The following is a 26,958-nucleotide window of genomic DNA, read 5'->3' as shown; positions in this document are numbered from 1 at the left end:
AAATAGTCTCGCTATTCTCTTCGTTTCATGCCTTGCCTGCTCAATTTTAACCTACAACGCAAGCCATTTATGAAATGGCAACAGACCCTATTATTTATTTTCAGCCATTTTATCTGCTTTCGCTGCCCAATACGTGGCTAAAACAGGCCCAGAAATATTATGCCATAAACTAAAAATAGCACTTGGTACTGCGGTTATTGGAGATGCAGCAAAATGTATTGCCGCTAAGGTCACACCTAAACCAGAATTTTGCATTCCCACTTCAATCGCAACAGCTTTGGAGTCAGGATAAGACAAGTTGAATAGACGACTTGCCCAATAACCTAATAAAAAGCCTAAACCATTATGTAAAATCACCACACCCAAAATCAGCAAGCCCGATTGCAAAATTGAAGCCTTACTGGCTGCAATAATTGCTGCCACGATCACCACAATGGCAACCACAGAAATCAAAGGCATCACTTGAATATATTGCTCAGTCTTTTGTTTAAATAGGCTTCTTAAAATCACGCCCAAAATAATTGGAAAAATCACCACTTTAAGGATATCGATAAACATTGAACCCGCATCAATCGGAATCCACTGGCTGGCTAACACATAGAATATTGCAGGTGTCAAAATAGGCGCTAAAAACGTTGAAACAGATGTACATGTGACGGATAAAGCAGTATTTCCTTTGGCCATATAGGTGATGACATTGGATGCTGTCCCTCCAGGGCAACAGCCGACAAGGATTACCCCTACCGCAATTTCGGGTGGTAAATTAAAAACTTTACAGAGAAAGAATGCCACACTAGGCATCACCACAAAATGTGCAACAACACCGATCACAACTGCTTTGGGATTTGACAAGACATTCTTAAATTCGTCCACGGTCATGGTCATGCCCATCCCCAGCATGATAATCCCTAAAACCCATGGAATATATGCTTTCATCCAGACAAATGCTGCTGGAAAACATAAGGCAATAAAGGCAAAGACCACGACCCACAGGGCAAAAGTTTTTTGTACAAACTGACTAAAACGTAAAATTGCTGACATTGTCCCTACCCAAGCAGATTGAGGATTTCGGCTTATCTTAAAGCAAGATGTTTTAAAGCAGTAATATTTCTCAAATGATGCAAGTCTTGGTGCTTATACTGCGTTGAAAATATCTTTTGAGATCATGCGTTTTACACCGACAGCCAGCATTTCCTGCCATGCGTGTTGTAAAGAACCGTGTAAATCAATCGCTTTGGTCGCGTCCGAAATCACAAAGGCTTTAAAGCCTAACTTGGCAGCATCCATGGCCGTCCATGCGACGCAGAAATCTGTTGCAATCCCCACGATATACACCGTATCTATACCGCGTTCTTTAAGATAGCCCGCCAAGCCTGTAGTGGTTTTATGATCGGCTTCCATAAAGGCTGAATAACTGTCAATTTGGGAACGAAAACCTTTACGAATGATCAGTTGAGCAGTTGGTATGTTTAGATCAGGATGAAATTCAGCATCTTTACTCCCTTGTACGCAGTGTGATGGCCACAATACTTGCGGGCCGTAATCTAACTGAATCAGATCATAAGCTTTACGGTTGGGATGATTCTCAACAAATGAAATATGGTTTTCAGGATGCCAATCTTGGGTCAGTACAATATTGTCAAAATGTAGTGCCAATTGATTGATGGTAGGAATGATTTGCTCAGCATGGGCAACTTCTAAATTTCCACCAGAAGTAAAACCATTTTGTACATCAACAACGATCAAGGCGCTACGCTCAGATTGCAACATTTCCCTACCCTTATATTGGCCAAATGACTATTATTTTAATCGTAAAAATTTAAACACTCGATGACTCAACATACAATATAACAGCGTACATTTGCGAGCGTCTTATCAAAATCAACCAAGAAATCATCTAGAACGGTTCGCTAGATTCTAAACGGCGAGACTCCGCTACCCAATAGAAAATTGTTTTCAAATACAAATAGGTTTTACCCTGCATTGGGATTAAAACTGCACGCTTTCAAATTTGATAAAAAACTGAAAATTAAAAAAAATTGCTTGGAAATGTGAGTGATTTGTTGCTTTTGTTAAAGAATTTCTAAGCTTTGACTAAAGCATATTGTTCTGACACGCTGAATCAGTCATAATTTGCATAAGCATTAGGCAATCTTTAAGATGATTGTTTCACGCTCAAATCAAAATACTGCAACCATCCCAATCCTTGTTTACTCAAACGCATGTGGATGGAAAAATAGGATATTTTTTTAAAATGACTCAGCAAGCACAGACCATTCAAGGCTCAATTGTCGCAATCGTCACCCCTATGTTTGAAGATGGCAGCGTAGATTGGAAGGGTCTCGAGAAGCTCGTTGAGTGGCACATAGAACAAGGCACTAATAGTATCGTTGCTGTCGGTACAACTGGCGAAGCATCTACTCTTAGCATGGCAGAACACACAGAAGTAATTAAAGAAATTATCCGTGTTGCCAATAAACGTATTCCAATTATTGCCGGTACTGGTGCAAACTCGACACACGAAGCGATTGAACTCACCAAAGAAGCCAAACAACTCGGCGCAGATGCCGCACTTTTAGTTACCCCTTATTATAACAAACCAACGCAAGAAGGTTTATTCCAACACTATAAGGCAGTTGCTGAAGCTGTTGACTTACCTATCATTCTTTACAACGTGCCTGGTCGTACTGGTGTAGATCTGCACAACGACACTGCGATTCGTTTAGCAGATATTCCTCAAATCGTAGGAATTAAAGATGCGACTGGCGATGTTCCCCGTGGTAAAGAGCTGATTGATGGCTTAAAAGGCAAAAACATGGTGGTGTATTCAGGTGATGATGCGACTGCGAGTGAATTGATTCAGTTAGGCGCCCACGGCAATATTTCAGTGACAGCAAATATTGCACCAAAAATCATGAGCGAACTTTGTGCCGCTGCAATTGCAGGTGATGCTGCAACAGCGAAAAGCAAGGATGACCAAGTTGCAAAATTAAACAATATTCTATTTTGCGAATCGAACCCAATTCCAGTGAAATGGGCACTTCATGAAATGGAATTAATTGGTACTGGCATTCGCTTACCATTAACTCCCCTAGCAGAACAATACCGTGCACCACTGCGTGAAGAACTCAAAGCAGTGGGTCTCATTTAATAAGAGCTTAGTATTATGCAATTACGTTTAGGTTTAACTCTTGCCATTTCAGCTTTAAGCTTGGCGGGTTGTAGTTCCCTTGGAATCAGCAATGGTTCTTTAGATTATAAAAACACGACCACTGTAGAGCCACTTAGCTACCCTGAAGGTTCAACAGTTAGACCTGCAACGCCAATGTATCCAGCTCCTATTGTTGACCCTCTTGCACTTCAGCATGCACCAAAATTTGAAAATAAACGAGGCAACCGTTACGAAGTTCCTCGTCCAGATGTTGCTCAAATCAGTGCACCTGCTGATGAAGTTTCTGGATCAACTGAAAGTGTTGGTCGTCCTCAAATTTTAACTGATGGAAATGGCAATCCACTGATCAAAATTGATGGAAATTCTGCTACAATTTGGCAGTACGCACTTGCGACCCTCAGTAGCTTAAATTATAAGGTTATCGGCCAAAGCAAAAATGCCAATGAGGCAACTGTAAAAATCGATAATTCAACTTATGTATTGAAGCTTAATTCTGTAGGTTCAAGTAACACACTTGCTGTGTTTAACGCCGATAATAGCTTTGCAGACAAAGAAAAAGCTGCAGAACTATTAACCCAGATTTACCAAAACTGGCCAGCCTAGTCGTTCTAGGCAATTTTTTTTTGCAAAAGGTTCCCCCATGTTAAAACAAACCTTGCTCTATACTGGTAAAGCGAAATCTGTTTATGAAACAGATAGCGCGGATCATCTAATTCTAGTTTTCCGTGACGATGCTTCTGCATTTAATGGCGAAAAAATAGAGCAACTAGACCGTAAAGGTAAGGTGAACAACCGTTTTAATGCCTTTATCATGGAAAAACTGGCTGCAGCTGGTATTGAAACACACTTCGAAAAACTTCTTTCTCCAACTGAAGTTTTAGTGAAAAAATTGCAAATGATCCCTGTTGAATGTGTAATGCGTAATTATGCTGCAGGTTCATTATGCCGCCGTTTGGGTGTCGAAGAAGGTTTAGAGCTTGTTCCACCAACATTTGAATTGTTCTTCAAAGATGACGCTTTAGGCGATCCTATGGTGAATGAGTCTCAAGCAATTGCATTGGGTTGGGCAAATGCTGAACAATTGGCGCAAATGAAAGAATTGACTCAAAAAGTCAATGTTGTGCTGAAAGACTTATTCGCTCAAGGCAACATGCTTCTTGTTGATTTTAAACTTGAATTTGGCGTGTTCCATGACCGTATCGTATTGGGTGACGAATTCTCTCCAGACGGTTGCCGTCTATGGGATAAAGACACCAAGAAAAAACTCGACAAAGACCGTTTCCGTCAAGGTTTAGGTGGTGTTGTTGAAGCTTATGAAGAAGTGGCTACACGCATTGGTGTAGATCTTTCAGATATCTAATTTTAGATACTGATTCTTCAAAAACCGAGCTTTTTAGCTCGGTTTCTTATTTTAAGATGCTGATTTTTCTAATAGGTAATCATATAAATTTTCACCAGCTTTTTTCTGAAAGCGGTTTTCAAATAAAGGCACTAAAAACTCAGGGTTAATTTGTGGGAAACTGATGTCCTCAAAATCTTCATCGGATGAGTCTGCATATTGAATAATGACAATAATTTCTTCACCCTGTTGGTTTTTTAATTTTCCTTGTAATCTTAAATCTTGTAATGCTTGAATAATGGTCTTTTGATAGTGCGCTTGCAATTCGCTATATTGCTCATCTGTATAATCCTCTCCCAAGTCCTGATACAAAGCCGTGATTGCATCGTGAACACGATTATTGGCAGTACTTGAACAACTCCATTCTGAAATCCACCATGCTTCATAGACGTCTTCAAAGGTTTTTAATTGTTCTAATGTGCATCCTACATAAAAGAAACCGCAGAAATCCTCAACCATTCCCAAACCAATAGCACATAAATGCTGATCTTGTGTAAGCTGCTGAATCTCAGCGAAAGCATCTTGGATATCTTGGTAAATCACTGAATATAAATTGTCTTTATTCATCATCATGTTCTTATCATTCACAATTTCAATGCAGAGTTTACTATCAAAGCATAAATTCTGTATATAAACCATTCGCCTATGTTGGCATTTCCCATCAGTAAAAAATTGAGCAATCGACGACTTAAAAATACTGTAAATTATTTCTGAAAAAGCGTTGCGATGAAACTTTAAATATTAAAACTTGACCTTACAATTATGGTAAGGTTTATCTTAAGTTTAAGTCTTCTTAGAGCAGGGTGAGATATGGAATTTTATATTGAAAATATGACCTGTGGTGGTTGTGCACGTGGTGTAACCAAAGCAATTCAATCTGTAGATGAAAATGCCAAGGTGATTGCCGATCCACCAAGTCACAGTGTTAAAGTTGAAACAACAGCAACACAGCAACAAGTGGTTGATGCTTTATCAGAAGCGGGCTTTCCTCCACGCTAAGTTGATTGGATAAAGTGAAAAGGGCTATCAATTTAAGGTAGCCCTTTTGCATTAAAGCAAATATAAACTGATCAAACTGGGCTCTGTCATCACAGTTATATATCTGTATAGCATTGATCAAACCTAGCCTTTAGCTGATGTAAATTGTTGATCATCACTATATTTCATCAACTTGATTCAATATCATCACCTCATCACTGAGCCATTCAAAATCATACGCTTTATCAATAATTTCAAAAGATTGTGTATCAAAATTTCCATAAAACATCGCATGATAAAATCTAGATTTCTAAACTGAGAACACTTTAAATAACCATACACTTTGCAGATTTTATTCTATTTATATTTTTAAAAGTTGTTTTCTAAATAATCTCAAGCTCACTATGATCACAACAAACCGTTACAAAAAGAGCTACAAAATAGAGTTATGCGTACATTATCAAAACGATATTCATTAAGCCTGACCGCCAGCTTAGTTTTTACATTTCTGTATCCACATGCATACGCTGCGGAACAGATTCCAGCCACCCAAGAAGTTAAAACACTTGATACCATTGTTGTCACAGGTACACGTTCGCTAAAACGTTCTAAAACAGATTCCTTACAACCGATTGATGTGATTAGTGCAGCGGAATTGACAGAACGTACAGGTTCAAGTGAGTTAGGTACGGCGCTGGCTAAAATTATCCCCTCGATTAACTTTCCTCGTCCAACCGTTGTCGATGGAACAGAACTCGTTCGCCCAGTACAACTAAAAGGGCTTTCTCCTGATCAAGTTTTGGTTTTAGTGAATGGCAAACGTCGCCATACAGGGGCATTTATTAACCTTGGGGGCACCATTGGACGCGGTTCGGCACCGACCGATTTAAATGCCATTCCAATTTCTGCCATCAGCCGTATAGAAGTACTTAGAGAAGGTGCGTCTGCTCGCTATGGTTCAGATGCAATTGCTGGTGTCGTCAACATTATCTTAAAATCTGATCCTAAAACAGGTGATGCAGGTATTCGCTACGGTATTTATAACAAAGGTGATGGTGAACAAAAACAATCCTATGTCTCAGGCGGTACTCAACTGGGCAATTATGGTTATGCCATTTTTTCTGGTGAATGGCAGGACAATGAAGCAACCAATCGCGCAGGTTTAGACCTTCGTGATCCAAACGCCACTACATACGGACAAAGAACTTTTCGTTTTGGTGATCCAAAATCAGATGAGGTAAAAGCTTCTGTTAATGCTGGTTTTGACCTCAGTGATACTGTTGAATTATATGGCTTTTCAACCTATAGCCATCGTAATGCAGAAACTGCTGGATTCTATCGTTTGAGTAATGCCTCGAACAATGTGCCTGCATTATTTCCAAATGGTTATTTACCACTGATTCGCGGTCAATTAGATGACTTTAGTGCTGTTGCAGGCTTACGTGGGGAAGTCGCAGACTGGCGCTATGATGTTTCAGCCAATTATGGCTTAAACCAATATGATGTAAATACAAAAACCATCAATGTCGATCTATACAAAGATACAGGTTCAACACCAAATTCATTCCATAATGGACAGTTAAAGAATACCCAAGCTGTTTATAATATTGATTTGTCAAAAGAATTTGAGATCCCTGCTTTTGCAAGTCCATTAAATGTCGCGTTTGGTGCTCAATATTTAAATCAACAATATCAAATCAAAGCAGGCAATCCTGCCTCTTATTATAAAAGCGGCTCTTCAGGTTTATCAGGCTTTCGCCAAGCAGATGCTGGGAAATGGACACGTGACAGTTATGCAGGATATCTCGATTTAGAAACAGATATTACTCAAAAACTTTCAGCATCTACAGCCTATCGTTATGAGAAATATGATGACTTTGGGGACACCAATAATGCATCTCTTTCATTACGTTATAAGCTTTTACCTCAAGTTGCGGTACGTGGCTCAGTTTCTACAGGCTTTCGAGCACCGAGTCTAGCACAACAATATTTCACTCAAACCTCTTCGCAATTGGTCAATGGACAGTTTGTTGAGGCTGGAACATTTCCAAGTTCTTCACAAGTTGCACAATTGCTCGGCGCAGAAGACTTAAAAGCTGAAAAATCAAAGAATTATAGCCTTGGCTTGGTACTTACCCCAACTAAAAACCTATATGTAACTTTGGATGCCTACCAAATTGATATTGATGACCGCATTAGCTTATCTTCAAATATCAATGCCAGCAGCCCCGCTGTTCGCGCTTATTTGGTGTCTAAAGGGATTACCGATACCAATTTCAGCACGGTGCGTTTCTTTAATAATGCCAGTAATACCCGCACTCGTGGTGTAGATTTAGTTGCCAATTACCAATGGCAAAACCTGCCTTATGGCGAGTTAACCACATCTTTAGCATATAATTTTAATCGCAATAAAGTCACCGATGTCGATAAAAACCCTGAGATTTTAAATGCCTTGGGTGTCAACCTCACCCGTTTAGACCGTCGTGAACAATATGGTCTATTGGCAGGAAGCACACCTGAACATAAATTCAGTTTAGCCAATGATTATAAAATTGGAAATTTTGGTATCAATACCAATATCACACGTTATGGAAGCTTCGAAACTTACAGTAACTCAGGTGCTGCCAGTGATCAGAAATTTTCTGCAAAATGGCTGTTGGATTTAGCACTAACATACCAATTAAACAATTGGAAATTTACTGTTGGGGGAGACAACATTACCAATGTTTATCCTGATAAAGATGTTTATGACATCAACAAACCTACAGGCGGAAGTTTGCAATACAGCCAGTTCTCACCGTTTGGCTTTAATGGTGCGTTCTATTACGGCAAAATTAATTATAAGTGGTAGAGGTTAAAGTTAACCAAGGGCTTCAAACCGAGTTGAATGACTCGGTTTTTATGCTTATCGTTATTGGGTATATCCCCAACCTGTTCAGAAACACATACACTAGAATATAATTTTCTTCATTCATAATTTTAATTAAATCAATTTGCGTAGACGCTACCTAACTTTTCAGAGATGAGAAGAGGCAAGTTATAAAATCTCCTGTTGGATCAGCGAGTATCGGTAAGCTTGAATTGCTGATGAACTTTTTTTAAGAAACTTATATACTCAAAACAAACGATATTCAGATTTAATCCAACATGATAAAAACAATTTATGCTGTCATTTTATTCTTGATCATTTTAAATCCTGCACAGGCGGAAGAGTTAAGCTGTCAGCAAGATTATCCTAAAATTATTGCGCCTGACTTAGATCAATTAGGACAAGATTTAAAGAAAAATGATTATTCATTTATGCAACAAAAAACCCATCCATCTCTAATCAATTATGTTGGTGGTGCAGAAGCTTATCAGCAGTTGCTCAAATACGCTCAAAATCTGCTTGCCAAATCACAGGTAGAAATTGTCAATGTACAATCAAAGCCACCACTTTATAGCTATATCGTAGATCATGAAGAAATTTGCTTTGTACCCAAAACCATCACCATGAAAGTTGCGGGTCAAATTCAAGCAGCATCGCCCTCATTTATGGTCGCCATTCGTTCACTACAATCACGTCAATGGACCTATCTGGACGGTGCAGGACTAAAGAATACTCCTCAGATGCTGTTTACACTTTTTCCGAATTTCCCCAAAGATGTAAAACTCCCATTTCAAACAGATGCCATAAAATAAGCTATTGAATGATGACCTTTATAGGGGCTGAAAAGATTTGATAGAAGTTTTGTGCATCAATCTGATATTTATAACCAGCCAAAACATATGCAGTGCCCTTTTCAGAGAAACTCAACTGACCATTTTTAATCTCATGTTTTGCAGAACCTGATAAAACGACAAAATTACTGAGTTGCTGATTGAGTTTCGCCCCATCTTGCTGAACCAATTGCGCATTGAGTAATACTGGCTGTTCAGCTTTTACTTTGACATTCTTGGGTGCTTGAATATCAACGATGTATTTCGCATAAAGTTGCGCAGAATTGGTGGTTATCCCGTAGGTCCCTGCAATATATAGTTTTTTAAATGTTTCATCATTCAATGCCCAAGGCCAAAAACTGATTCCACGGTGCTTGGTCGTTTCTAAAAGATTGATCAAATCAGCACGATAAGCTGGGTTATACGTTGAATTATATTTCTGAACATCGGCATTGATTTGTTTGGCGGCAATTAAAGTATTGCGGCTATTGGGCATGCTTCCAACCAATAACCCTCGTGGTATCTCAGACAATTGTGACTGTGCACGCGCAACTTGATCTGCATTAAATGAGGTCGTGACGACTTGATTTTCAACTTGGTACTTTTTAATTTCATCCTGCATTTTTGCAACCAATGCTGGATTGGCACTTTTCATTTCGATCATCAATACAAAGTTTGGATTGTGCTTAAATGTAGTGAAATATTCTGCAAGGGTCGGTATTGGATAAGCTTTGTTTTTAGATTTTAATTGCTGAACCTGCGCAAGGCTCATTTCTTCAATTTTACCTGTTGAACGCGTAGTGCGATCCACTGTTGCATCATGCATCACCACAAGATGCTGGTCTTTGGTTAAATAAATATCGTTTTCAACAATATCTGCTCCCAAAGCAACTGCATGTTTTGCACTTTCTAAGGTATTTTCATCTTCTAAACTGGGTACACCACGATGCCCAATAATAAAGGGTTTACGCAATAGTGTATTTTTTGGAAACTGCTTTAAAACACTGGCAAATAGCGTACTTTGCGTTGTAATAATCCCATTCACACCTGAAGTCAAAATACTGGCGACATCCTGTGGATCATGTGCTGGTGTATCAACCCACACTGTCATTAAATGACGTTGAATAAAGCTGACACTCGATTTGTTGGCAAGGCGATGCGGAAGAACCACGATGCGTGCATAAGCCTGATTAGTACGACGCATAATTTCAGAAAGACCTACATGACTCTCCTTTAAATTTTCGCGACTTAAATCTAATGCTGTTCGAAGCGTAGGTACAATTTGATGCGCAGACTTGAGTAAATCATCACTTTTGGACAATACAGTAATATCGCTCATATCGTGAGATTTAGAGAGTAATTTTAAGGCTTCAATGCTTTTGGGATCTTTGATTTCTAAAACAGGGATGGTATTGCGCTGTGGATTGGATAAATATTGTTGTAATGTTTCAACTACCTGCCCTGTCTGATCGAGCAAGTTTAAATTGGCATCTAATTGATAATATAACTGATTGGTTGAATTTAATGGACTGCTGGTAGTTTTAACTTTTTGAATCAGCGTCGGGGCCAAAGCGACATTAGTTTGAATTTCTTGCACTTGGGTGACTTTATTGGCTAAGTCTGGCAATGCACTGGTTTGTTCAGAGACTTGAATATTTTTAACTTTTAAGACAAGGCCTGTTGCTGAAAGCCCGATACCGCCTTTGGCAGATCCTTGGTCAAGTTCTACATCTTGCATCAACTGATGATTTAAATAATGCTGTACCCGTTGTCCAGACACCACAATGCTGGCTTTATACCATTGATTTGCTTTGATGTTCTCCGAAAATGCTTTCGTTTCAGAGACCTCCCATTGCCCGTTACTTTTATGCCGACCAAACTCCGTACCATTTTTTGCAGTGGTGTCTGTTCTGAGGGTAAATTGATAATAACTGCTTGGAATCACCCCCTGAGTTTCTGTGACATCATAAATCACACTGCCCCAACGCGAGTTATTGACAGCTTGGTCTAAAGTAAATTCGAGATCAATGCGATAGTTTTGTTGTTTTTCAAGATTTTGTGGTAATAAAATTGAGGTCGGACTGACTGAATTTGCTCGACCATCAATATGAAGTATTCCATTTTCAACATAGACGTTGCCGGCATTGTTGCCAGGAATACGCCAACCTTGAGGAATTGTTTTTTGCTGAACAAAACTTTGTTGATAAAGTGTTTTAAGCGGCTGCGCGGCAAATTTAGGCTGATTTTGGGTCGAAATTTTACTTGCTAGTTCAGCATGGCTCAACATCGGCAAAGAAATTAAAACAGCAAAAGATAAAACGGATAATTTCATAAAATTTCTAAACAATTTAGAAGCACTTTGCTCAAGCATATTTCTAAAATGATGTCAGCCTAATTTAAATTTTGCCGATATTTTAAACCTTTATATAAAATAGAACATCTATTTAAAAGATGCCTAAGCAAATAAACTTCACAACTACTGTTGCTGCTGTTCTTGTTGCCAACGACGTTGCTGTAAACGCTCACCTTCAACTTCACGCTTATTACGAGCAGACTCATATAATTTTGTGCCTTTCAATTCAGGTGGTAAATATTCCTGTAGCACAAAATTTTCAGGGTAGTTATGAGGATAAAGATAATCCACACCATAGCCTTGTTGTTTCATAAGCTTGGTCGGTGCATTACGTAAATGGAGTGGCACAGGTAGGTTGGACGTTTTTTCTGCAAGTTCTAAGGCTTTATTGATCGCCAAATAAGTGCTGTTACTCTTTGCGCTGGTTGCCAGATAAACTGCGCATTGGCCTAAAATAATTCGACACTCAGGCATGCCTATCGCTTGAACCGAGCGGAAACATTCGCCCGCTAAAAGCAAGGCATTTGGATTTGAGTTACCAATATCTTCTGAAGCAGCGATCAACATACGACGAGCGATAAAAACCGGATCTTCACCACCTTTAAGCATACGTGCCATCCAATACAACGTTGCATCAGGATCACTACCTCGTATAGATTTAATAAACGCAGACACAAGATCATAATGCTGCTCACCTGACTTGTCATAGCGTGCAATGTTCTGTTGCGCAACTTTGACCACGATCGCATTGGTCACAATATTTTCAATATCGGACTCAAAGGTACTGGCAATTAAATCGATTAAATTAAGTGCCTTACGTGCATCACCCGCAGCAAATTGAACCAATGCATCAAATTCTTCAATCTGGATATGGCGGTCTTTTAAAAATTTATCTTGTTGAATCGCGCGTAAAATGAGTTCTTGAATCGCCTCATTACTTAATCCATTTAAGGTATATACCTGACAACGAGACAGCAAAGCACTGTTGACTTCAAATGAAGGGTTTTCAGTGGTCGCACCGATCAGGGTAATTTTGCCTTTTTCAACCGCATTCAATAAGGCATCTTGTTGCGACTTATTAAAACGATGAATTTCATCAATAAACACCACCGGTGTTAATAAATCACCACTGTCAGCAATCACCTCACGGAGCTCTTTTACCCCTGTATTTAAGGCAGATAAGCTAATAAATGTACGATCGACTGCTTGAGCCAATAACAATGCGATGGTGGTTTTCCCAACACCAGGCGGCCCCCAAAAAATAATCGAGGGTAAATGCCCTTGATCAATCATTTGACGGAGTGGTGCTGCAACACCGAGTAAATGATCTTGCCCAATAATTTCAGACAAATCACGTGGACGTAAACGTTCTGGAAGCGGAATTTGAGTGTCTGACATACTGCTTTTTTAATTGATGAATGCTGTCCTTAGTCTACTATGGAAAATCATCAATATTGCACTTTCAGCTTTAAAATAATCGATTCTGCAAAACATCCATTAATGAGGCCTGAAATACTTGACCATGACTAAGATGTGGATAAAGCATTAATTTGCCATCTACGCCTTTACTGGCCAAATCTAAAACCAATTGACGGTTATTTTGAATCATATCCCGATCTGCATTTGGGCTGATTGGTCTAGTTGTCGACTGAATGATGTCACCCTCCATCACCCATAATTTTTTGTGTTTTAGTTGCTCAGGCGGGGCTTTTTCAACGGCTTTGAGTAATCGAGAATCTGCCCATGTGAGAGATGGACTGGCTGAAAAATAGTGTGAAAACTTATTATCTGTACTTTGACTATTTAAAAGGGTATCTAAAACAAATAAACCACCATAAGAATGTCCCCACAATGCGGTACGTTGCTTATCCAGTTTTACTTGCGTATTGACCCACGGCATAATTTTTTCAAACAGCACCCGTCTAAATTGTGCACTTCCGCCTGCCATACGTTCAGGATTGCGTGGGTCAGCCGCCACTTTTCCAGATTCATCAGCAGGTGTGTAGTCTACAGACCGTGAAGCGGACTCAAACGGTAACTGGGTTTGATAGCCTATAGCCACCAACACGGGGCTGTCTTGTTCGGATAGTTTTTTTAACAGTGACTCATCTAAACGCGCCATAGCAGAGTTGCCATCTAACATATAAACAGCAGGTAAGATCTTATTTTTATTGATATGTTTAGGGATACCGACCCAAACTTTATAATGCCGTTGTTGATCTGCGGATTGAAAATTTTTTACTTGAAATTGATAATAACTGGAGCCTTGCTCCGCAATATTTGGCCCTAAAGCTTGCAAATCTGGTTTTGCATAAACATTGGAGTGAATACCGAAACTCAGGCTGATTGCACATACACAGAATGCACTTTTTTTGAATAACCAAGATAAAGCAAACATTTTAAAACACATCAAACTGAAGAGTTTGCCTATCATATTACTATTTGATAATGATTATCAATTCATAATTGATTCAAATGATTTACCGCACCCATCTTACAATGTATTCATCAATGTCTTCTTCATTGACTTCTGTTTCTGAGATACAACGCCCAGCAGCAGATTTTCTGGCTTTAATCACATTGCTTCTTGAGCCTGTGATCAGATAGTGCCATGCCGGTAAATTTTTACCTTCATTCACCCGACGATAAGCACAACTTGAAGGCAACCAATGAATATTGGCTAATTTTTCAGGGCTTAATTGAATACAGTCGGGTACATAATCTAAACGATTAGGATAGTCAGAACATTGTGCTGTTTCACAATCGAGGAGTTTACAAGACACTTTGGTATAGGCTATTTCATGTGTGTCATCATCTTCTAATTTCACCAAACAGCACAACCCACAACCATCGCACAACGCTTCCCACTCTGTCGGATTTAACTCAGACAGTGTATAATTCTTCCAAAACTGGGGGCGGATCTCAAAGGTCATGGCATAACATTAAAGTCATTTAAGGCGAAATAATTATATCAGTATATAAGCAGAAATTAGAAAATTTAAAACAGAACAAACCTTTACATATTGCTTTATTAATCACACTTTTTAAACACAACTTCACAAGTCCCTTAGATTTTTCTGCCTATACTGAAAATACATAACAAAAATATGGAGATGAATCTTATGTTTCGTTGGGCAATTATTTTCGCTGTGATCGCCTTAATCGCAAGTTTATTTGGTTTTGGTGGTGTTGCGGGAATGTCTAAAGACTTCGCAGTCATTCTTCTTGTTGTCGCGGTAATCCTCGCGATTGTTGGTTTTATTTCGAGAGGAAAAGTTTAGCTTTTCCTGATCAATTTTCATGAAAGAGAAGAACCTTGGTTCTTCTCTTTTTCATTTGAAAACGACCTTTTTCATTCATAAATTTTCACATTTCTATTGTAAATATTCGAAATTTAGTCATTTGAATCTTATATATTTATGCTTTAATCAATCTCATTCTCGCCGATACACAAGGATTAACAGATGACTCTTGCAATCAAAACTCGTGAAATTCAATACCAAGCAAAAGATGGAACAACTTTAATCGGTTATTTTGCTGCGCCTGAATCCGCACAACCAGTTGCAGGTGTGATTGTTGGTCCAGAATGGTGGGGCCGAAATGAGTATTCTGAACAACGTGCTCGAGAGTTGGCACAACATGGTTTTGCTGCGCTGGCAATTGATATGTATGGTGATAAAAAAACCACGGCTGTTGCGACTCAAGCCCATGAGTGGATGATGCAAACCTTCCAACATGAGCAGACCATTGTTGAGCGTTCAGCTGCGGCTTTGGCTGCTTTAGCAGCACAACCAGAAGTCGATGCAACGCGTTTGGCTGCGATTGGATTCTGTTATGGTGGTAAAGTGATATTAGATTTGGCACGCTCAGGTGCTGACTTAAAAGCTGCGATTACTTTCCATGCAAATTTATCTGCGCAAAAAGCAGCGGAAGCAGAAAAATTTAAAGCGCAAGTGTTAGTGCTACATGGTGAAAAAGACAGCATGGTGTCTTTGGCAGATGTCGAATCGTTTAAACAAGAAATGCAGCATGCTCAGGTAAAATATGAAGTGATCATCCTGAAAGATGCTAAACATGGCTTTAGTAACCCACAAGCAGATGAAAAAGCAAAAGCCAATGGTGTAGATCTAGGTTATAACGCCGAAGCAGAAAAAGCCGGATTAGCAGCAATGTATGATTTATTAGATCGTACCTTAGCTTAACCTACTCTGGCTTAATTAAAATACGTTCTACGTCGATTAAGACAACAAAACGAGGGATTAGAAATGACTGAAAAAGTATGTCCTTATTGTGACTTTGAAGAATTTGATATCATTGATAAAAATGAATTTGGTGCAATTTTGCCTGAACATAACCCTTTGTCTAAAGGTCATTCAGTGATTATTCCTTTGCGCCATATTGCTTCTTTTTTTGAGGTTTCAGAGAAAGAACGTAAAAGCCTTTCCTCTTTATTGGAACTGGCACGTAACGAGCTTAAGATTCGCCATCAACCTGAAGGTTTCCATATCGCTTTTAATGATGGTCATGTGTTTGGTGAAGACCAAAGTGAACATTTCCATATTCACATTATCCCACGTTATAAAAACGAACCGCTTAAACTGGATAAGCGTTGGGGTATCATCAACGAAAACTAAGTTGTGGCTATAAACGCATTTGAAAAGACGCTTTGGCGTCTTTTTTTATGTAGATTACTGCTCAAGTTTAAGATAATTTTCCGCAATAAATTTATCTTGGTTATACTGAGCATCCAATTTTTACGCTAGATTGTTATGTCGCAATTTTCCTTTTCAGATGCGCTATTGACTTGGTTTGATCAACACGGGCGCCATGATTTACCGTGGCAAGTGGCTGATGATCCATACAAAGTTTGGGTGTCTGAGATTATGTTGCAACAAACACAAGTCAAAACTGTACTGCAATATTTTGATAAATTTATCCAACGCTTTCCAACTGTCGATGATTTGGGTAAAGCCTCATGGGATGATGTTGCCCCGTATTGGGCAGGATTAGGCTACTACGCCCGTGCACGCAATTTGCATAAAGCAGCAGGCGTGGTCAGCCAGCAAGGGCATTTTCCACAAAGCTTAGAACAATGGGTGGAACTTTCAGGTATTGGTCGCTCTACTGGTGGCGCACTGATGTCGCTTGGCTTACGCCAATATGGCGTCATTATGGATGGCAATGTAAAACGTGTTTTGGCCCGTTTCTTTGCCATTGAAGATGACCTGAGTAAACCCATCCATGAACGAGCCATGTGGCAACTGGCGGAAAGCTTATGCCCAACTGAACGCAACCACGACTATACCCAAGCAATTATGGATTTGGGCGCAACCATTTGTACACCCAAAAAGCCACTCTGCTTATACTGCCCTATGCAACAACATTGCCAAGCCCATCAACAAGGGCTAGAAACTGAACTGCCTTATAAGAAAGCTAAAAAGCCTGTTCCTGTTAGAACTGGCACTGTGTTATTAATTGAGTCAGATCAACAATGGTTATGGGAACAGCGTCCCAACAGTGGTTTATGGGGAGGCTTATGGAGTTTACCGATTTTTGAAAATGAGCTCGCGTTTCAACAGCTTTGTCAAAGTCTAAAACTTACTTCAACTGTTGAACCTGTCCAAATCTCGCATAGCTTTACCCATTTCACATGGATTTTAAATGCGCATATTATTCGAGTTGAATCAGACCAAAAAGAATACCTTCAGGCTGAACTTGGGGGCGAATGGTTAACACCACAAAAAGCTACACAAATGGGCATCCCTACAGCCATGAAAAAATTGATCTCAGCAGTAAAAATATGACATAGTCAGACACGGGTATTCGAAGCATATTTCAATTTTAATTTGCCCTTTTGAAACTTGAAAAAAAGGATTTCTCGTGTCACGTAGCATCCAATATTGCTTGATGGCCTTGCTTGCCATTATTTTAACTGCATGTACCACTGCACCTAAAAAGCCAAGCTCATCTAAGCCTCAGCTTCCACAAGCTCAAATTAACCGCCTAAAAGCAATGTCAATGCCAACCCGATTGGCAATTCCTGTAGATGGAGTAAAACCACAAAACCTCACAGATACTTGGGGTGCATCTCGTAGTGCTGGGCGAGCACATGAAGGAATTGACATCATGGCTTCACGTGGAACCAAAGTTTATAGTAGCACTGAAGGTGTGATTACCAGTTTAAAGAGCAATAATCTGGGGGGTAAAGTGATTTGGCTCATCGGACCAGGTGGGGTTTATCACTATTATGCTCATCTAAACGATCACAAACGTGGTCTAAAAGAAGGTGATTACGTTAAAAAAGGTCAATTAATCGGCTATGTGGGCAATACGGGAAATGCACGACATACTGCACCGCATTTGCACTATGGACTATACTTAAGGGGTAAAGGCCAAGGTGCAGTTAACCCCTACCCTTATTTACGTTAATTTTAGATTGAATCAATTTAGGAATATTCCATGTCAGAAGCATTGCTTGAGCGTTTAGTTGAATTTGCAGAATCAGGCAATCAACAAAAAATTGCCCTCAATGGACAAAATCATCAAGGCTGGATTATGGAAATCACCGATGAAGCATTAATGATCAGTACTGGCTTTGCAGACAAAGCGGGTAAAGATATTTGGGTAAGTTTTAAAGATTTACAAAATGCGCAACTTTCCTATTGGGACAACAAACAAGATCAATGGGTCGAATTTAAACTTTAGACAATTAAAACTTAAATCAATCAGAACAATGGTAGATCTTTTATGACAAATAAACGCTGTGGTTGGTGTTCAGATGATCCTCTTTATATTGAATATCATGATCAAGAGTGGGGTAAATCCAATCGAGATGAACAGCATTTATTTGAAATGCTTTGCCTAGAGGGGCAACAAGCAGGTTTATCTTGGATTACTGTTTTAAAAAAGCGTGAAAGCTACCGCGCCCAATTTTTTAACCATCCGATTCAAACTATCGCCAATTTTACTGAACAAGAGCTTGCCCTAAAATGTCAGGATGCTGGGCTGATTCGCCATATTGGGAAATTAACGGCAATTCGTGACAATGCCATTGCATGGCAAAACATGAAAGCTCAAGAGATTGATATGGTGAACTGGTTATGGGATTTCGTCGACCAGCAAGTACAACTCAATGATGTCCCTGATTATAAATTAGCGCCTGCACAAACCGAAACCAGTCAAAAGCTTTCCAAAGCGTTAAAAAAGAATGGTTTTAAATTTGTTGGTCCAACCACTTGCTATGCCTTTATGCAAGCAGTGGGTATGGTCAATGACCATGAAAATGATTGTATATCCCGCTAAAAGTTTAACTGAGCAAACAGGAAGGATTCACATGTCAAATAACACGTTTCATGCTTATGCTGCCTTAGAGGCAGGTGCAGCACTTGTACCCTATCAATTTGATGCAGGTGAATTACAGCCTCATCAGGTCGAAGTCAAAGTTGAATATTGCGGTTTATGCCATTCCGATGTTTCAGTGATTAACAATGAATGGGGAAATTCAGTTTTTCCAGTGGTTGGCGGTCATGAAATTATCGGTACCATCACTCAGCTGGGTTCAGAAGCGAAAGGATTAAAAGTCGGTCAACGTGTCGGTATCGGCTGGACTGCGGAAAGTTGTCAGCACTGTGATCCATGTGTTAGTGGTCAACAAGTGCTTTGCACTGGGGGGTCAGTTGCAACTATCGTTGGTCATGCAGGCGGGTTTGCAGATAAGGTCCGTGCAGGTTGGCAGTGGATTATTCCTTTTCCTGAAGATTTAAACCCTGAAAGTGCTGGCCCTTTATTGTGTGGCGGTATCACTGTTTTTGACCCAATTTTAAAACATCAAATTCAAGCAGTTCACCATGTTGGTGTCATTGGAATTGGTGGCTTAGGTCATATGGCCATTAAAATACTCAAAGCGTGGGGCTGTGAAATCACCGCATTTACATCGAGTTTGGATAAAACAGATGAACTTAAAGCGATGGGTGCAGACCATGTGGTCAATAGTCGCGATGCCAATGCGTTAAAAGCGCAACGTGGCAAATTTGATTTATTGCTCTGTACGGTAAATGTGACTTTGGACTGGAAAGCATATCTGAATACACTGGCGCCAAATGGCACAATTCATATGCTAGGTTTAGTCCTCGAACCGATGCCGATTCCTGCGGGTGCTCTGATTGGCGGTGCGAAATCAGTGACTGGTTCACCAACAGGCTCCCCTTTTGCATTACGTCAATTATTACAATTTGCCGCACGCAAAAACATTGCACCACAAATTGAAGTTTATCCAATGTCAAAAATTAATGAGGCTTTGGAGCGACTTCACTCTGGAAAAGCCCGTTATCGTATCGTATTAAAAGCGGATTTCTAATTTAAGCCTGACCATCCATTCACGGTTTATCAAGAACCGTGAATGGAATAAGCCTGTCATGGTATGCATTTGCTCACAAATCAGTTTAAGCCACACTCTTGGCGGACAATTCACCTCTTACCCAATCTGCCAATAACATGATTGCATCTTGAATTTCCTGAGACAATTCATGCCCTGCATTTAAACGAATACAGTTGTTATAACGGTGATCCTCACCAAAAATAATCCCTGGCACAATATTGATACTGTATTGCTGTGCATAATAATACAACGCCAAGCTATCAATCTGTTCTGGGAACTGTAACCACAAGGCATAACTTCCTTGCGGTTGATTCAAGCGGATCTCTACCCCATAAAAAGCATGTTGAATAAACTGTAAATATTGCGCAACTTGAGCCATCAACTTAGGGCGTAACTCACTCAAATGCTGACGATAGGCTCGGCTATAAATCAAATCGGCAAGCCCCAATTGCAATGGTGTATTGACCGAAACATTTTGTAAAATCAACTTGGCATGTAAGTGCTGTAAACGTTGTGGCAAACAGAACCAACCGACCCGATAAGAGGTCGACAACGACTTGGAAACGGATCCGCAATAAACCACATAACCCTGTTGATCCCAATATTTAATCGGTAAAGGGCGTTTGGCATTAAAGCTACATTCAGCATAAATATCATCTTCAATCACGTAACACTGATACTTCGCTGCCAGCTGTGCGATTTTTTCTTTCTCGGCATTAGTCAAACAGAAGCCTAAAGGGTTTTGAAAATTGGCCGTTAATAAACAGACTTTTGCAGCTGAATTTTGCATCTCTTGTTCTAAACGATCCAGATCAAAACCTTCGGTATTGGCGGGGATTTCAATAATTTTTCGTTTGAGCAACGCCAACAATTGCAACTGACCATTATAGTTTGGTGTGGGCACAATCACACTGTCACCGATTTGGCTCAGGCTTTGAATCATCACAGACAATGCCGGCATACAACCATTGCTGATATAAATATCTTCTTTGGCAATATAAAAACCATCTTCAGCCCAATGTGCTGACAAAGCCTCTCTTAACTGAAGGTGCCCTTGGCGGTCATTATATAAAAAGTCTTCTGGTTTACTGTGCTTTAAAGCACGTTGTATTGAACGGCGTAGGGCCTCTACAGGAACTAGATTAGGCGATAACTGAATCGAACCTAAATGAATCAGCTTATTATTGATTGCAGCTTCATGAATTTGAATTTGTAAGTCTAGATTTGAAACTTCACGCGCTCTCGACTTAAAATCAGGATGGTCAGGTACAGCAATCTGTGGTGCTTTTTGCTGCGATTGAACAAAATAGCCAGACTTTTCTTTGACGTAAATCAAGCCTTGCGCTTCAAGCAATTCATAACAACTCTTTGCTGTATTAAGACTAATATTTTGCAATGCTGCAAATTTTCGCAAAGAACTGAGTCGTTGCCCAACGGCCAACTCACCACAATAAATTTTCTGTGCAATTTGTTGTGCTAATGTTTGATATTGAAAAGCCATATCTGTACTCAAATTTTAATATTTGTTGTATCTGTATCTATAAAGTTAACAGATTTATGCTTCATTCACAGCCAATTTTTACAAACAAATTGATTTGAAAGGAGAAAAAAATGAAAACGATCGCTTTAATCAGTATTGTCTTTGGATTAACTGCTTGCCAGCCTCAGCAGGTCAATCAAGCTGCTCAGAAACAACATTTTGTATGTAAATCTTTGATTGAAGGCTTTTTAAAAACACAAAATTTAGCTGAGTATCAGCTTGATCATCTAGAACCCACACTACATCAGACTGCTGCTGTGCGAAACTACCGCTACCATAGCAGTAGTGATCAGCGGATGAAGATTAATATCCCGGTGCAAAAAGACTTGGTATTCAAATGCCTTCAGACAGCAACTGATCATTTTGAAATCCAATTGGTCAATCCACAACAACCCAGTAGCCAAACTTTATTAAGTCTGGATTTACCACCACAAAAGACTATCGAAACTTTGACAGCTTTTGCGTTAAAAACTCAATAAATAAACGGACACGCTTTGGTAAATGCTCCTGTTGATAATACACCGCATGGATGTGTTGCTCATAAAGCTCTATTTGATCTTCAAATAGAGCGATCAAGCGTCCTTGCTTTATATCTTTTAAAATTTCAAACTCAGACAATCTCGCAATTCCATGCCCGCGTAAACACAGTTGGCGGACAGTTTCACCACTGGATGCTTTGATTTTTGGTTTGACAGTAAGCCTTTCTCCATTGACTCGAATCGGCCAAGTATTTAAACGGCTGACTTTGCTAAAGCCAATTTGGGTATGATTTAAAATATCTTGCGGTGTTGCTGGATAACCATGTGTGGCTAAATACTCAGGACTGGCAACGATATATAATCGGCTTTTACATAACAAACGCGCATGTAAGCTCGAATCATTAAGATCCCCAAAACGTATTGCAACATCTGTCTTATGTTCTAATAAATCGATGATCTGATCGTTACTGTTTAACTCTATTTCTATCTCAGGATACAACTGAGAAAACTCTTGCATCAACGGTGCAATCACATGCAATACAAAAGGTGTCGCGGAATCCACTCGAATCAGCCCAGAGGTATCACTGTCTGATTTTAATAAAGCATCTTCTGCTTCATTGAGGTCATGCACAATTTTTCGGGCTTTTGCTAAAAATAATTGCCCCTCTTGGGTCAACTTAAGTTTACGTGTTGTCCGCTCTAATAAGGTGACATTCAGTTTAGATTCAAGTCGTTGCAAGGCTCGACTTACACCTGAAGTGGTTTGTTCAAGATGCGTTGCGGCTGCAACAATCGAACCACTATCGACAATATTAATAAAAGCCTGTAATTCTTCGAGTGTAGATTTCATTGCTGTCAGCGCTCTGTTTATTGTTGATTTCTAGTCAATAATATTTTGCATATTCCTGTATTTTTCCGCAACAATTAAAGTAGCAAAATACACTCAATCTTAGAAAATAAAGTGAAATCCAGCATGACAAACATCGTTCCTCAATTTGGTGTCGGTACTTTCCGTTTAACAGGACAAACTGTGATTGACTCGGTGAAAACAGCCTTAGACGTTGGTTATCGTGCTGTAGACACTGCTCAAATCTATGGCAACGAAGCAGAAGTCGGTCAAGCCATTGCAGAAAGCCATATCCATCGTGATGATTTGTTTATCACAACAAAGATATGGACAGATCATTATCAAGCCGACAAACTTATTCCAAGTCTTAAAGACAGCTTACAGAAACTGGGTACTGATGCTGTCAACTTAACCTTGATTCACTGGCCAGCGCCAAGTCTAGGAATTTCTGTTGCAGAAATGATGCATAACCTGTTAGAAGCGAAAAAGCTGGGCCTAACTGAACATATTGGAATTTCAAACTTCAATATCGACTTATCGCAACAAGCCATCGCTGCTGTAGGACTTGAAAATATTGCCACCAACCAAATTGAACTTAGCCCTTATTTGCAAAATGATAAGTTGGTGAATTTTTTACAGTCACAAAATATTGATGTGACCTCTTATATGACCTTGGCATATGGCAAAGTTTTAAATGACCCAACATTAACTGAAATTGCCAAACAGCATCAGGCTTCTAGCGCTCAAATTGCATTGGCATGGGCATTGCAGAAAGGTTTTGCTGTCATTCCGTCATCAACTAAACGTGAAAACTTAATCGCCAACTTAAAAGCACAAGAGATTCAGCTATCTGCTGAAGAAATGCAATTAATCGCGCAATTGGAACGTAATGGCCGTGAGGTTGATCCTGAAAACTTAGCACCTCAGTGGGATGTTTAATTCACTGCTGGAGTAAAAGTGATTTAAAGCAGCGCAAATCTTGGCTTAGGCTTTGATTAGCAAAGTTTAGTTGCTAGGTTTTGCTTACTAGGCTTCAAAACATGATTTACCCCTTTTGATCATGACTTAGATTGCTTCGCAAGAGTGTTTTCTTGCGAAGCTTTATTTTGTCATTTCATCAAAATAGCGGCTGAAAAGTAAATGACCATCCTCGTGATTGACCGCACACTGTTACATCCCATCATTTTCAATATGCTGTATATTTGAGATTTCTCATGAAATTAAATTTTCCCTTACTCGCATTGGCGATTGGTGCTTTTGCAATAGGAACAACTGAATTTTCTCCTATGGGCTTTCTTCCCCAAATTGCAGAAAATTTGAATATTTCAATCCCAACCGCAGGTATGCTGATCACCGCTTATGCACTCGGAGTTATGATTGGCGCACCGTTTATGACCTTATGGTTTGGACGGTTCCCACGACGTAAAGCGCTTATTCTAGCCATGATTATTTTTACCATTGGCAATATTCTCGCTGCAATTGCCCCCAATTATTGGGGCTTAATGGCCGCTCGAATCCTGACCAGCCTCAATCATGGGGTGTTTTTCGGGATTGGTTCCATTGTTGCAACAAGCGTCGTACCTAAAGACAAACAAGCCAGTGCTGTTGCTACCATGTTTATGGGCCTCACCATTGCCAACATCGGTGGTGTGCCTTTAGCCACATGGGTTGGGCAGAATATTGGTTGGCGTATGTCATTTGCAGCAATCGCCTTACTCGGCGTGATTACTATGCTGTCACTATGGAAAGCCTTGCCTGAAGATAAAGCAAGTCAACGTCCTGATGTCAAAGCAGAATTAAAAGTGCTGACTCGGTTGCCTGTGGTTCTTGCATTGCTCACCACGGTGATGAGTGCAGGTGCAATGTTTACCCTCTATACCTATATTGCGCCTAGCCTACAAAACATCACCCATGCAAGCCCGATGTTTATTACTTTGATGCTGGTACTGATTGGGATTGGTTTTTCAATTGGTAATCACTTAGGTGGGAAATTTGCAGACCTGTCACTGACCAAAACATTGACCAGTTTCTTGCTGTTACTGATGGTGAGCATGTTGCTGTTCCCAATACTGGCTCAAACTCAAATTGGTGCAGCATTGGCACTGATTGTCTGGGGAGCAGCAGCCTTTGCAGTGGTCCCACCTTTACAAATGCGTGTCATGTCTGTTGCTCATGAAGCACCTGGATTGGCGTCCTCTGTGAATATTGGGGCATTTAATTTAGGCAATGCTTTAGGTGCAACAGCTGGTGGAGCAGTATTGAGTATGGGCATGAGTTATGCTGCGGTGTCTATTGCAGGTGCGGTACTTACAGCTTTAGGGTTAGTGCTGGTTTTTATTCAAATGAAAATGAATAAAGCACCTGCTCAACAATATAGCCATTCAGCGTAGCGCTTAACAATCGCCACAAAGACTGCAAGTAACCTTTCTTTCTACATCAACACATTGAGAAAGGTTACTTTCAATAGTTAAATGAGCGGAAAGATCTGCCAAGCATTATTTTTTCGAATATAGCGTTGTTTCGTCAATAAGTGATCTGCTTCAGAATTATTGATCAAACAATGCCTATTTTAAAATATCAGGCAAAGCTGTAAAGGGTTTATTCTTTGCCAATTCTGTTTTCATTTTCTGCAACATCTGATAAGGCTGCTGTTCGACCAAAATATTGGTTAAGCTGGCAGGAATGGAACCTTCTGGATTGGCGTGTCCAGAGGTAATGACTTTGACTTTATTGGCACCCAGTTTTTGAAAGATCCAATCACCTGAATAATCTTTTAAACGCACATAGTCAGGATTCAGTGCTTTACCTTGCTGAATCGCAGAATTTTTAATAAAAATACTGCCATTTGCATCTTTAGACATGGTTCCTTTGACCACCATATCGCGATCTTTTAACGGAAAGGGAAAATCTAAAACCATATAAATGCTGAATTCACCTTTTTTATCATCGCGAGATAACACTTCAGCTTTGGCAACATTGGGGACCCATTTCGGTGAGTTTTTAACATCCAATACCAAAGCAACAGCACGATCAATTGGTACGTCTAATGTTGTTTCAGCTTTATAAGACAACACAGAATTACTGGCATCCTTGTATGTCCATACCTGAATGTTATTTTTATTCAAACTCAATTTGGCATTGCTTGGTAAAGCAGCTTGTGTAGTCAGGCCAAAAGCACTGATTACACAAGCAAATAACATCACTGTTTTTTTCATTTTTGAATGTTCAAAATTTGACTAATTGTTTTAATTCTATCGCATCAGATTTTAAGCTTAAATATCATTTAAGCCTAAAACGTCTTTCATATCGTATTTTTTTGCATCTTTGCCGACAACCCAAGCGGCTGCACGTACAGCGCCTGCAGCAAAATTCATACGATTTGTGGCTTTGTGTGTCACTTCTACACGCTCACCTTCGCCAATAAACATCACTGTATGTTCGCCCACAATATCACCACCACGAATCGTTTCAAAACCAATGGTTTCACGTTCACGTGGACCTGTATGCCCCTCACGACCATAGACAGCAACTTTCTTTAAATCACGACCCAGTGTGTCAGCAACAGCTTCACCCATCATCAGTGCAGTACCTGATGGTGCATCTACTTTATGACGGTGATGTGCTTCAATAATTTCAATATCCACAGTATCGCCAAATACTTTAGCTGCCAACTCAAGTAATTTAATCGAAACATTCACACCCACTGAATAATTTGCAGCATAGACAATCGGTGTTTGAGTCGCAGATTGATTTAACAGCTCTTTTTGTTGATCCGAGAAACCAGTTGTACCAATCACCATCGCAACACCAGCAGCACTGCATAGTTTTAAATTATGTTCAGTTGCAACAGGCGCAGTAAAATCAATTACCACATCCACATCTTTGAGGATCTCTTCCAAGTTGCCAACCACTTTGATTCCCACAGCACCAATTCCTGCAAGCTCTCCTGCATCCGCACCAATTAATGTGCTTTCTGGGCGCTCTACTGCAGCAGCAAGTTGAAAACCTGCTTGTTGTACAGCTTGAATCAATGTACGGCCCATACGGCCACCTGCACCTACAATACCAATGCGCGGAGCTGCTGACATACGATCTTCCTAAATCTGAATTTGAA

At 39.8% G+C, this 26,958-nt stretch carries 28 protein-coding genes; 17 read left to right on the top strand and 11 right to left on the bottom strand.

The genetic code is table 11. The features are described from left to right. Nucleotides 1-90: 90 nt before the first annotated feature. Both AC07WY_RS20945 and pncA read right to left on the bottom strand, forming a co-directional pair. Nucleotides 91-1,041: a bile acid:sodium symporter family protein gene (locus AC07WY_RS20945; RefSeq protein WP_494737036.1), complete on the bottom strand. Its 951-nt coding sequence runs from the start codon at nt 1,039-1,041 to the stop codon at nt 91-93. 93 nt (nt 1,042-1,134) lie between these two features. Beyond that, a complete protein-coding gene (gene pncA / locus AC07WY_RS20940; protein ID WP_262084784.1) occupies nt 1,135-1,770 on the bottom strand; it encodes a bifunctional nicotinamidase/pyrazinamidase in 636 nt (211 codons plus the stop codon). A 484-nt stretch (nt 1,771-2,254) separates the two neighbouring features. On the opposite strand from pncA, the gene dapA reads away from it, so the two are divergent. From dapA to purC, 3 genes are read left to right on the top strand one after another with little or no spacing between them, the layout of a single operon-like run. Then, nucleotides 2,255-3,151 (top strand): 4-hydroxy-tetrahydrodipicolinate synthase, encoded by an 897-nt coding sequence (dapA, locus tag AC07WY_RS20935; protein ID WP_004718795.1) that lies wholly within the window; start codon nt 2,255-2,257, stop codon nt 3,149-3,151. 15 nt (nt 3,152-3,166) lie between these two features. After that, nucleotides 3,167-3,775: a lipoprotein-34 precursor (NlpB) gene (locus AC07WY_RS20930; protein ID WP_034614727.1), complete on the top strand. Its 609-nt coding sequence runs from the start codon at nt 3,167-3,169 to the stop codon at nt 3,773-3,775. A gap of 37 nt (nt 3,776-3,812) precedes the next feature. Beyond that, nucleotides 3,813-4,532 carry a phosphoribosylaminoimidazolesuccinocarboxamide synthase gene (gene purC / locus AC07WY_RS20925; protein ID WP_004818291.1) on the top strand — a complete coding sequence of 240 codons (720 nt, stop codon included), beginning with the start codon at nt 3,813-3,815 and terminating at the stop codon, nt 4,530-4,532. A gap of 51 nt (nt 4,533-4,583) precedes the next feature. Here purC and AC07WY_RS20920 read toward each other — a convergent pair whose 3' ends face one another. Continuing rightward, entirely contained in the window at nt 4,584-5,144 is a 561-nt protein-coding gene (locus AC07WY_RS20920; RefSeq protein ID WP_262084782.1) for a DUF4303 domain-containing protein, read from the bottom strand. Between the two features lie 237 nt (nt 5,145-5,381). On the opposite strand from AC07WY_RS20920, the gene AC07WY_RS20915 reads away from it, so the two are divergent. The 3 genes from AC07WY_RS20915 (at nt 5,382) to AC07WY_RS20905 (ending at nt 9,230) form a co-directional block, all read left to right on the top strand. Then, on the top strand, nt 5,382-5,570 hold the full coding sequence (locus AC07WY_RS20915; protein WP_004818287.1) for a heavy-metal-associated domain-containing protein: 189 nt from the start codon (nt 5,382-5,384) through the stop codon (nt 5,568-5,570). Between the two features lie 427 nt (nt 5,571-5,997). Next, nucleotides 5,998-8,400, top strand: coding sequence for a TonB-dependent receptor plug domain-containing protein (locus tag AC07WY_RS20910; protein ID WP_494737035.1), 2,403 nt, complete (start codon nt 5,998-6,000; stop codon nt 8,398-8,400). Nucleotides 8,401-8,696: 296 nt separating this feature from the next. Next, complete coding sequence (locus tag AC07WY_RS20905; protein ID WP_262084780.1) at nt 8,697-9,230, top strand: hypothetical protein; 534 nt, start codon at nt 8,697-8,699, stop codon at nt 9,228-9,230. Between the two features lies 1 nt (nt 9,231). Here the strand turns inward: AC07WY_RS20905 and AC07WY_RS20900 are convergent, their stop codons facing one another. The 4 genes from AC07WY_RS20900 to AC07WY_RS20885 all read right to left on the bottom strand — a co-directional run bounded on the left by AC07WY_RS20900 (nt 9,232) and on the right by AC07WY_RS20885 (nt 14,534). Then, a complete protein-coding gene (locus AC07WY_RS20900; RefSeq protein WP_262084779.1) occupies nt 9,232-11,580 on the bottom strand; it encodes a glycerophosphodiester phosphodiesterase family protein in 2,349 nt (782 codons plus the stop codon). Between the two features lie 144 nt (nt 11,581-11,724). Continuing rightward, nucleotides 11,725-12,999, bottom strand: a complete 1,275-nt coding sequence (locus tag AC07WY_RS20895) for a replication-associated recombination protein A (RefSeq protein ID WP_004718810.1) — start codon at nt 12,997-12,999, stop codon at nt 11,725-11,727. A gap of 70 nt (nt 13,000-13,069) precedes the next feature. After that, nucleotides 13,070-13,999: an alpha/beta hydrolase gene (locus AC07WY_RS20890; protein ID WP_262084778.1), complete on the bottom strand. Its 930-nt coding sequence runs from the start codon at nt 13,997-13,999 to the stop codon at nt 13,070-13,072. An 82-nt stretch (nt 14,000-14,081) separates the two neighbouring features. Continuing rightward, entirely contained in the window at nt 14,082-14,534 is a 453-nt protein-coding gene (locus AC07WY_RS20885; protein ID WP_034614705.1) for a YcgN family cysteine cluster protein, read from the bottom strand. A gap of 189 nt (nt 14,535-14,723) precedes the next feature. Here AC07WY_RS20885 and AC07WY_RS20880 point away from each other — a divergent pair, with 189 nt between their 5' ends. The 8 genes from AC07WY_RS20880 (at nt 14,724) to ahr (ending at nt 19,957) form a co-directional block, all read left to right on the top strand. Continuing rightward, a complete protein-coding gene (locus tag AC07WY_RS20880; protein ID WP_004718815.1) occupies nt 14,724-14,882 on the top strand; it encodes a DUF1328 domain-containing protein in 159 nt (52 codons plus the stop codon). A 183-nt stretch (nt 14,883-15,065) separates the two neighbouring features. Beyond that, entirely contained in the window at nt 15,066-15,803 is a 738-nt protein-coding gene (locus AC07WY_RS20875; RefSeq protein ID WP_270383184.1) for a dienelactone hydrolase family protein, read from the top strand. Between the two features lie 63 nt (nt 15,804-15,866). Continuing rightward, a complete protein-coding gene (locus tag AC07WY_RS20870) occupies nt 15,867-16,235 on the top strand; it encodes an HIT family protein (RefSeq protein WP_004718818.1) in 369 nt (122 codons plus the stop codon). A 135-nt stretch (nt 16,236-16,370) separates the two neighbouring features. Then, entirely contained in the window at nt 16,371-17,405 is a 1,035-nt protein-coding gene (gene mutY / locus AC07WY_RS20865; protein ID WP_494737034.1) for an A/G-specific adenine glycosylase, read from the top strand. Between the two features lie 76 nt (nt 17,406-17,481). Continuing rightward, a complete protein-coding gene (locus AC07WY_RS20860; RefSeq protein ID WP_419335746.1) occupies nt 17,482-18,030 on the top strand; it encodes a M23 family metallopeptidase in 549 nt (182 codons plus the stop codon). Between the two features lie 30 nt (nt 18,031-18,060). Beyond that, nucleotides 18,061-18,306, top strand: a complete 246-nt coding sequence (locus AC07WY_RS20855; protein WP_419335747.1) for a hypothetical protein — start codon at nt 18,061-18,063, stop codon at nt 18,304-18,306. Between the two features lie 42 nt (nt 18,307-18,348). Beyond that, on the top strand, nt 18,349-18,903 hold the full coding sequence (locus AC07WY_RS20850) for a DNA-3-methyladenine glycosylase I (RefSeq protein ID WP_004818255.1): 555 nt from the start codon (nt 18,349-18,351) through the stop codon (nt 18,901-18,903). A gap of 31 nt (nt 18,904-18,934) precedes the next feature. Further along, nucleotides 18,935-19,957, top strand: a complete 1,023-nt coding sequence (gene ahr / locus AC07WY_RS20845) for an NADPH-dependent aldehyde reductase Ahr (protein WP_262084775.1) — start codon at nt 18,935-18,937, stop codon at nt 19,955-19,957. 85 nt (nt 19,958-20,042) lie between these two features. Here ahr and AC07WY_RS20840 read toward each other — a convergent pair whose 3' ends face one another. Next, the gene (locus AC07WY_RS20840; RefSeq protein ID WP_419305947.1) at nt 20,043-21,479 is read right to left on the bottom strand and encodes an aminotransferase-like domain-containing protein; all 1,437 of its coding nucleotides are present in this window, start codon (nt 21,477-21,479) and stop codon (nt 20,043-20,045) included. A 110-nt stretch (nt 21,480-21,589) separates the two neighbouring features. On the opposite strand from AC07WY_RS20840, the gene AC07WY_RS20835 reads away from it, so the two are divergent. After that, complete coding sequence (locus AC07WY_RS20835; RefSeq protein ID WP_419330250.1) at nt 21,590-21,997, top strand: hypothetical protein; 408 nt, start codon at nt 21,590-21,592, stop codon at nt 21,995-21,997. Here AC07WY_RS20835 and AC07WY_RS20830 read toward each other — a convergent pair. Further along, entirely contained in the window at nt 21,957-22,847 is an 891-nt protein-coding gene (locus tag AC07WY_RS20830) for a LysR family transcriptional regulator (RefSeq protein WP_004718832.1), read from the bottom strand. The two genes, AC07WY_RS20835 and AC07WY_RS20830, sit on opposite strands and share 41 nt — an antisense overlap. A 123-nt stretch (nt 22,848-22,970) precedes the next feature. Here AC07WY_RS20830 and dkgB point away from each other — a divergent pair, with 123 nt between their 5' ends. Further along, entirely contained in the window at nt 22,971-23,783 is an 813-nt protein-coding gene (gene dkgB / locus AC07WY_RS20825) for a 2,5-didehydrogluconate reductase DkgB (protein ID WP_154130161.1), read from the top strand. Between the two features lie 275 nt (nt 23,784-24,058). Continuing rightward, nucleotides 24,059-25,234 carry an MFS transporter gene (locus AC07WY_RS20820; protein ID WP_004718835.1) on the top strand — a complete coding sequence of 392 codons (1,176 nt, stop codon included), beginning with the start codon at nt 24,059-24,061 and terminating at the stop codon, nt 25,232-25,234. Between the two features lie 174 nt (nt 25,235-25,408). On the opposite strand, the gene AC07WY_RS20815 is transcribed toward AC07WY_RS20820, so the two are convergent. Both AC07WY_RS20815 and dapB read right to left on the bottom strand, forming a co-directional pair. Then, nucleotides 25,409-26,059 carry an START domain-containing protein gene (locus AC07WY_RS20815; protein ID WP_151956668.1) on the bottom strand — a complete coding sequence of 217 codons (651 nt, stop codon included), beginning with the start codon at nt 26,057-26,059 and terminating at the stop codon, nt 25,409-25,411. Between the two features lie 57 nt (nt 26,060-26,116). Continuing rightward, nucleotides 26,117-26,932 (bottom strand): 4-hydroxy-tetrahydrodipicolinate reductase, encoded by an 816-nt coding sequence (gene dapB / locus AC07WY_RS20810; RefSeq protein WP_004718838.1) that lies wholly within the window; start codon nt 26,930-26,932, stop codon nt 26,117-26,119. Nucleotides 26,933-26,958: the final 26 nt, after the last annotated feature.

The sequence above is a fragment of the Acinetobacter sp. GW821-FHT01C12 genome (assembly GCF_059422625.1).
This window is presented reverse-complemented; position numbering and strand designations above follow the sequence as displayed.

Excerpts from the sequence above, each read along its gene's own strand:
- AC07WY_RS20945 (WP_494737036.1), bottom strand. The coding sequence starts at position 1,041 with ATGTCAGCAATTTTACGTTTTAGTCAGTTTGTACAAAAAACTTTTGCC.
- pncA (WP_262084784.1), bottom strand. The coding sequence starts at position 1,770 with ATGTTGCAATCTGAGCGTAGCGCCTTGATCGTTGTTGATGTACAAAAT.
- dapA (WP_004718795.1), top strand. The coding sequence starts at position 2,255 with ATGACTCAGCAAGCACAGACCATTCAAGGCTCAATTGTCGCAATCGTC.
- AC07WY_RS20930 (WP_034614727.1), top strand. The coding sequence starts at position 3,167 with ATGCAATTACGTTTAGGTTTAACTCTTGCCATTTCAGCTTTAAGCTTG.
- purC (WP_004818291.1), top strand. The coding sequence starts at position 3,813 with ATGTTAAAACAAACCTTGCTCTATACTGGTAAAGCGAAATCTGTTTAT.
- AC07WY_RS20920 (WP_262084782.1), bottom strand. The coding sequence starts at position 5,144 with ATGATGATGAATAAAGACAATTTATATTCAGTGATTTACCAAGATATC.
- AC07WY_RS20915 (WP_004818287.1), top strand. The coding sequence starts at position 5,382 with ATGGAATTTTATATTGAAAATATGACCTGTGGTGGTTGTGCACGTGGT.
- AC07WY_RS20910 (WP_494737035.1), top strand. The coding sequence starts at position 5,998 with ATGCGTACATTATCAAAACGATATTCATTAAGCCTGACCGCCAGCTTA.
- AC07WY_RS20905 (WP_262084780.1), top strand. The coding sequence starts at position 8,697 with ATGATAAAAACAATTTATGCTGTCATTTTATTCTTGATCATTTTAAAT.
- AC07WY_RS20900 (WP_262084779.1), bottom strand. The coding sequence starts at position 11,580 with ATGAAATTATCCGTTTTATCTTTTGCTGTTTTAATTTCTTTGCCGATG.
- AC07WY_RS20895 (WP_004718810.1), bottom strand. The coding sequence starts at position 12,999 with ATGTCAGACACTCAAATTCCGCTTCCAGAACGTTTACGTCCACGTGAT.
- AC07WY_RS20890 (WP_262084778.1), bottom strand. The coding sequence starts at position 13,999 with ATGTTTGCTTTATCTTGGTTATTCAAAAAAAGTGCATTCTGTGTATGT.
- AC07WY_RS20885 (WP_034614705.1), bottom strand. The coding sequence starts at position 14,534 with ATGACCTTTGAGATCCGCCCCCAGTTTTGGAAGAATTATACACTGTCT.
- AC07WY_RS20880 (WP_004718815.1), top strand. The coding sequence starts at position 14,724 with ATGTTTCGTTGGGCAATTATTTTCGCTGTGATCGCCTTAATCGCAAGT.
- AC07WY_RS20875 (WP_270383184.1), top strand. The coding sequence starts at position 15,066 with ATGACTCTTGCAATCAAAACTCGTGAAATTCAATACCAAGCAAAAGAT.
- AC07WY_RS20870 (WP_004718818.1), top strand. The coding sequence starts at position 15,867 with ATGACTGAAAAAGTATGTCCTTATTGTGACTTTGAAGAATTTGATATC.
- mutY (WP_494737034.1), top strand. The coding sequence starts at position 16,371 with ATGTCGCAATTTTCCTTTTCAGATGCGCTATTGACTTGGTTTGATCAA.
- AC07WY_RS20855 (WP_419335747.1), top strand. The coding sequence starts at position 18,061 with ATGTCAGAAGCATTGCTTGAGCGTTTAGTTGAATTTGCAGAATCAGGC.
- AC07WY_RS20850 (WP_004818255.1), top strand. The coding sequence starts at position 18,349 with ATGACAAATAAACGCTGTGGTTGGTGTTCAGATGATCCTCTTTATATT.
- ahr (WP_262084775.1), top strand. The coding sequence starts at position 18,935 with ATGTCAAATAACACGTTTCATGCTTATGCTGCCTTAGAGGCAGGTGCA.
- AC07WY_RS20840 (WP_419305947.1), bottom strand. The coding sequence starts at position 21,479 with ATGGCTTTTCAATATCAAACATTAGCACAACAAATTGCACAGAAAATT.
- AC07WY_RS20835 (WP_419330250.1), top strand. The coding sequence starts at position 21,590 with ATGAAAACGATCGCTTTAATCAGTATTGTCTTTGGATTAACTGCTTGC.
- AC07WY_RS20830 (WP_004718832.1), bottom strand. The coding sequence starts at position 22,847 with ATGAAATCTACACTCGAAGAATTACAGGCTTTTATTAATATTGTCGAT.
- dkgB (WP_154130161.1), top strand. The coding sequence starts at position 22,971 with ATGACAAACATCGTTCCTCAATTTGGTGTCGGTACTTTCCGTTTAACA.
- AC07WY_RS20820 (WP_004718835.1), top strand. The coding sequence starts at position 24,059 with ATGAAATTAAATTTTCCCTTACTCGCATTGGCGATTGGTGCTTTTGCA.
- AC07WY_RS20815 (WP_151956668.1), bottom strand. The coding sequence starts at position 26,059 with ATGAAAAAAACAGTGATGTTATTTGCTTGTGTAATCAGTGCTTTTGGC.
- dapB (WP_004718838.1), bottom strand. The coding sequence starts at position 26,932 with ATGTCAGCAGCTCCGCGCATTGGTATTGTAGGTGCAGGTGGCCGTATG.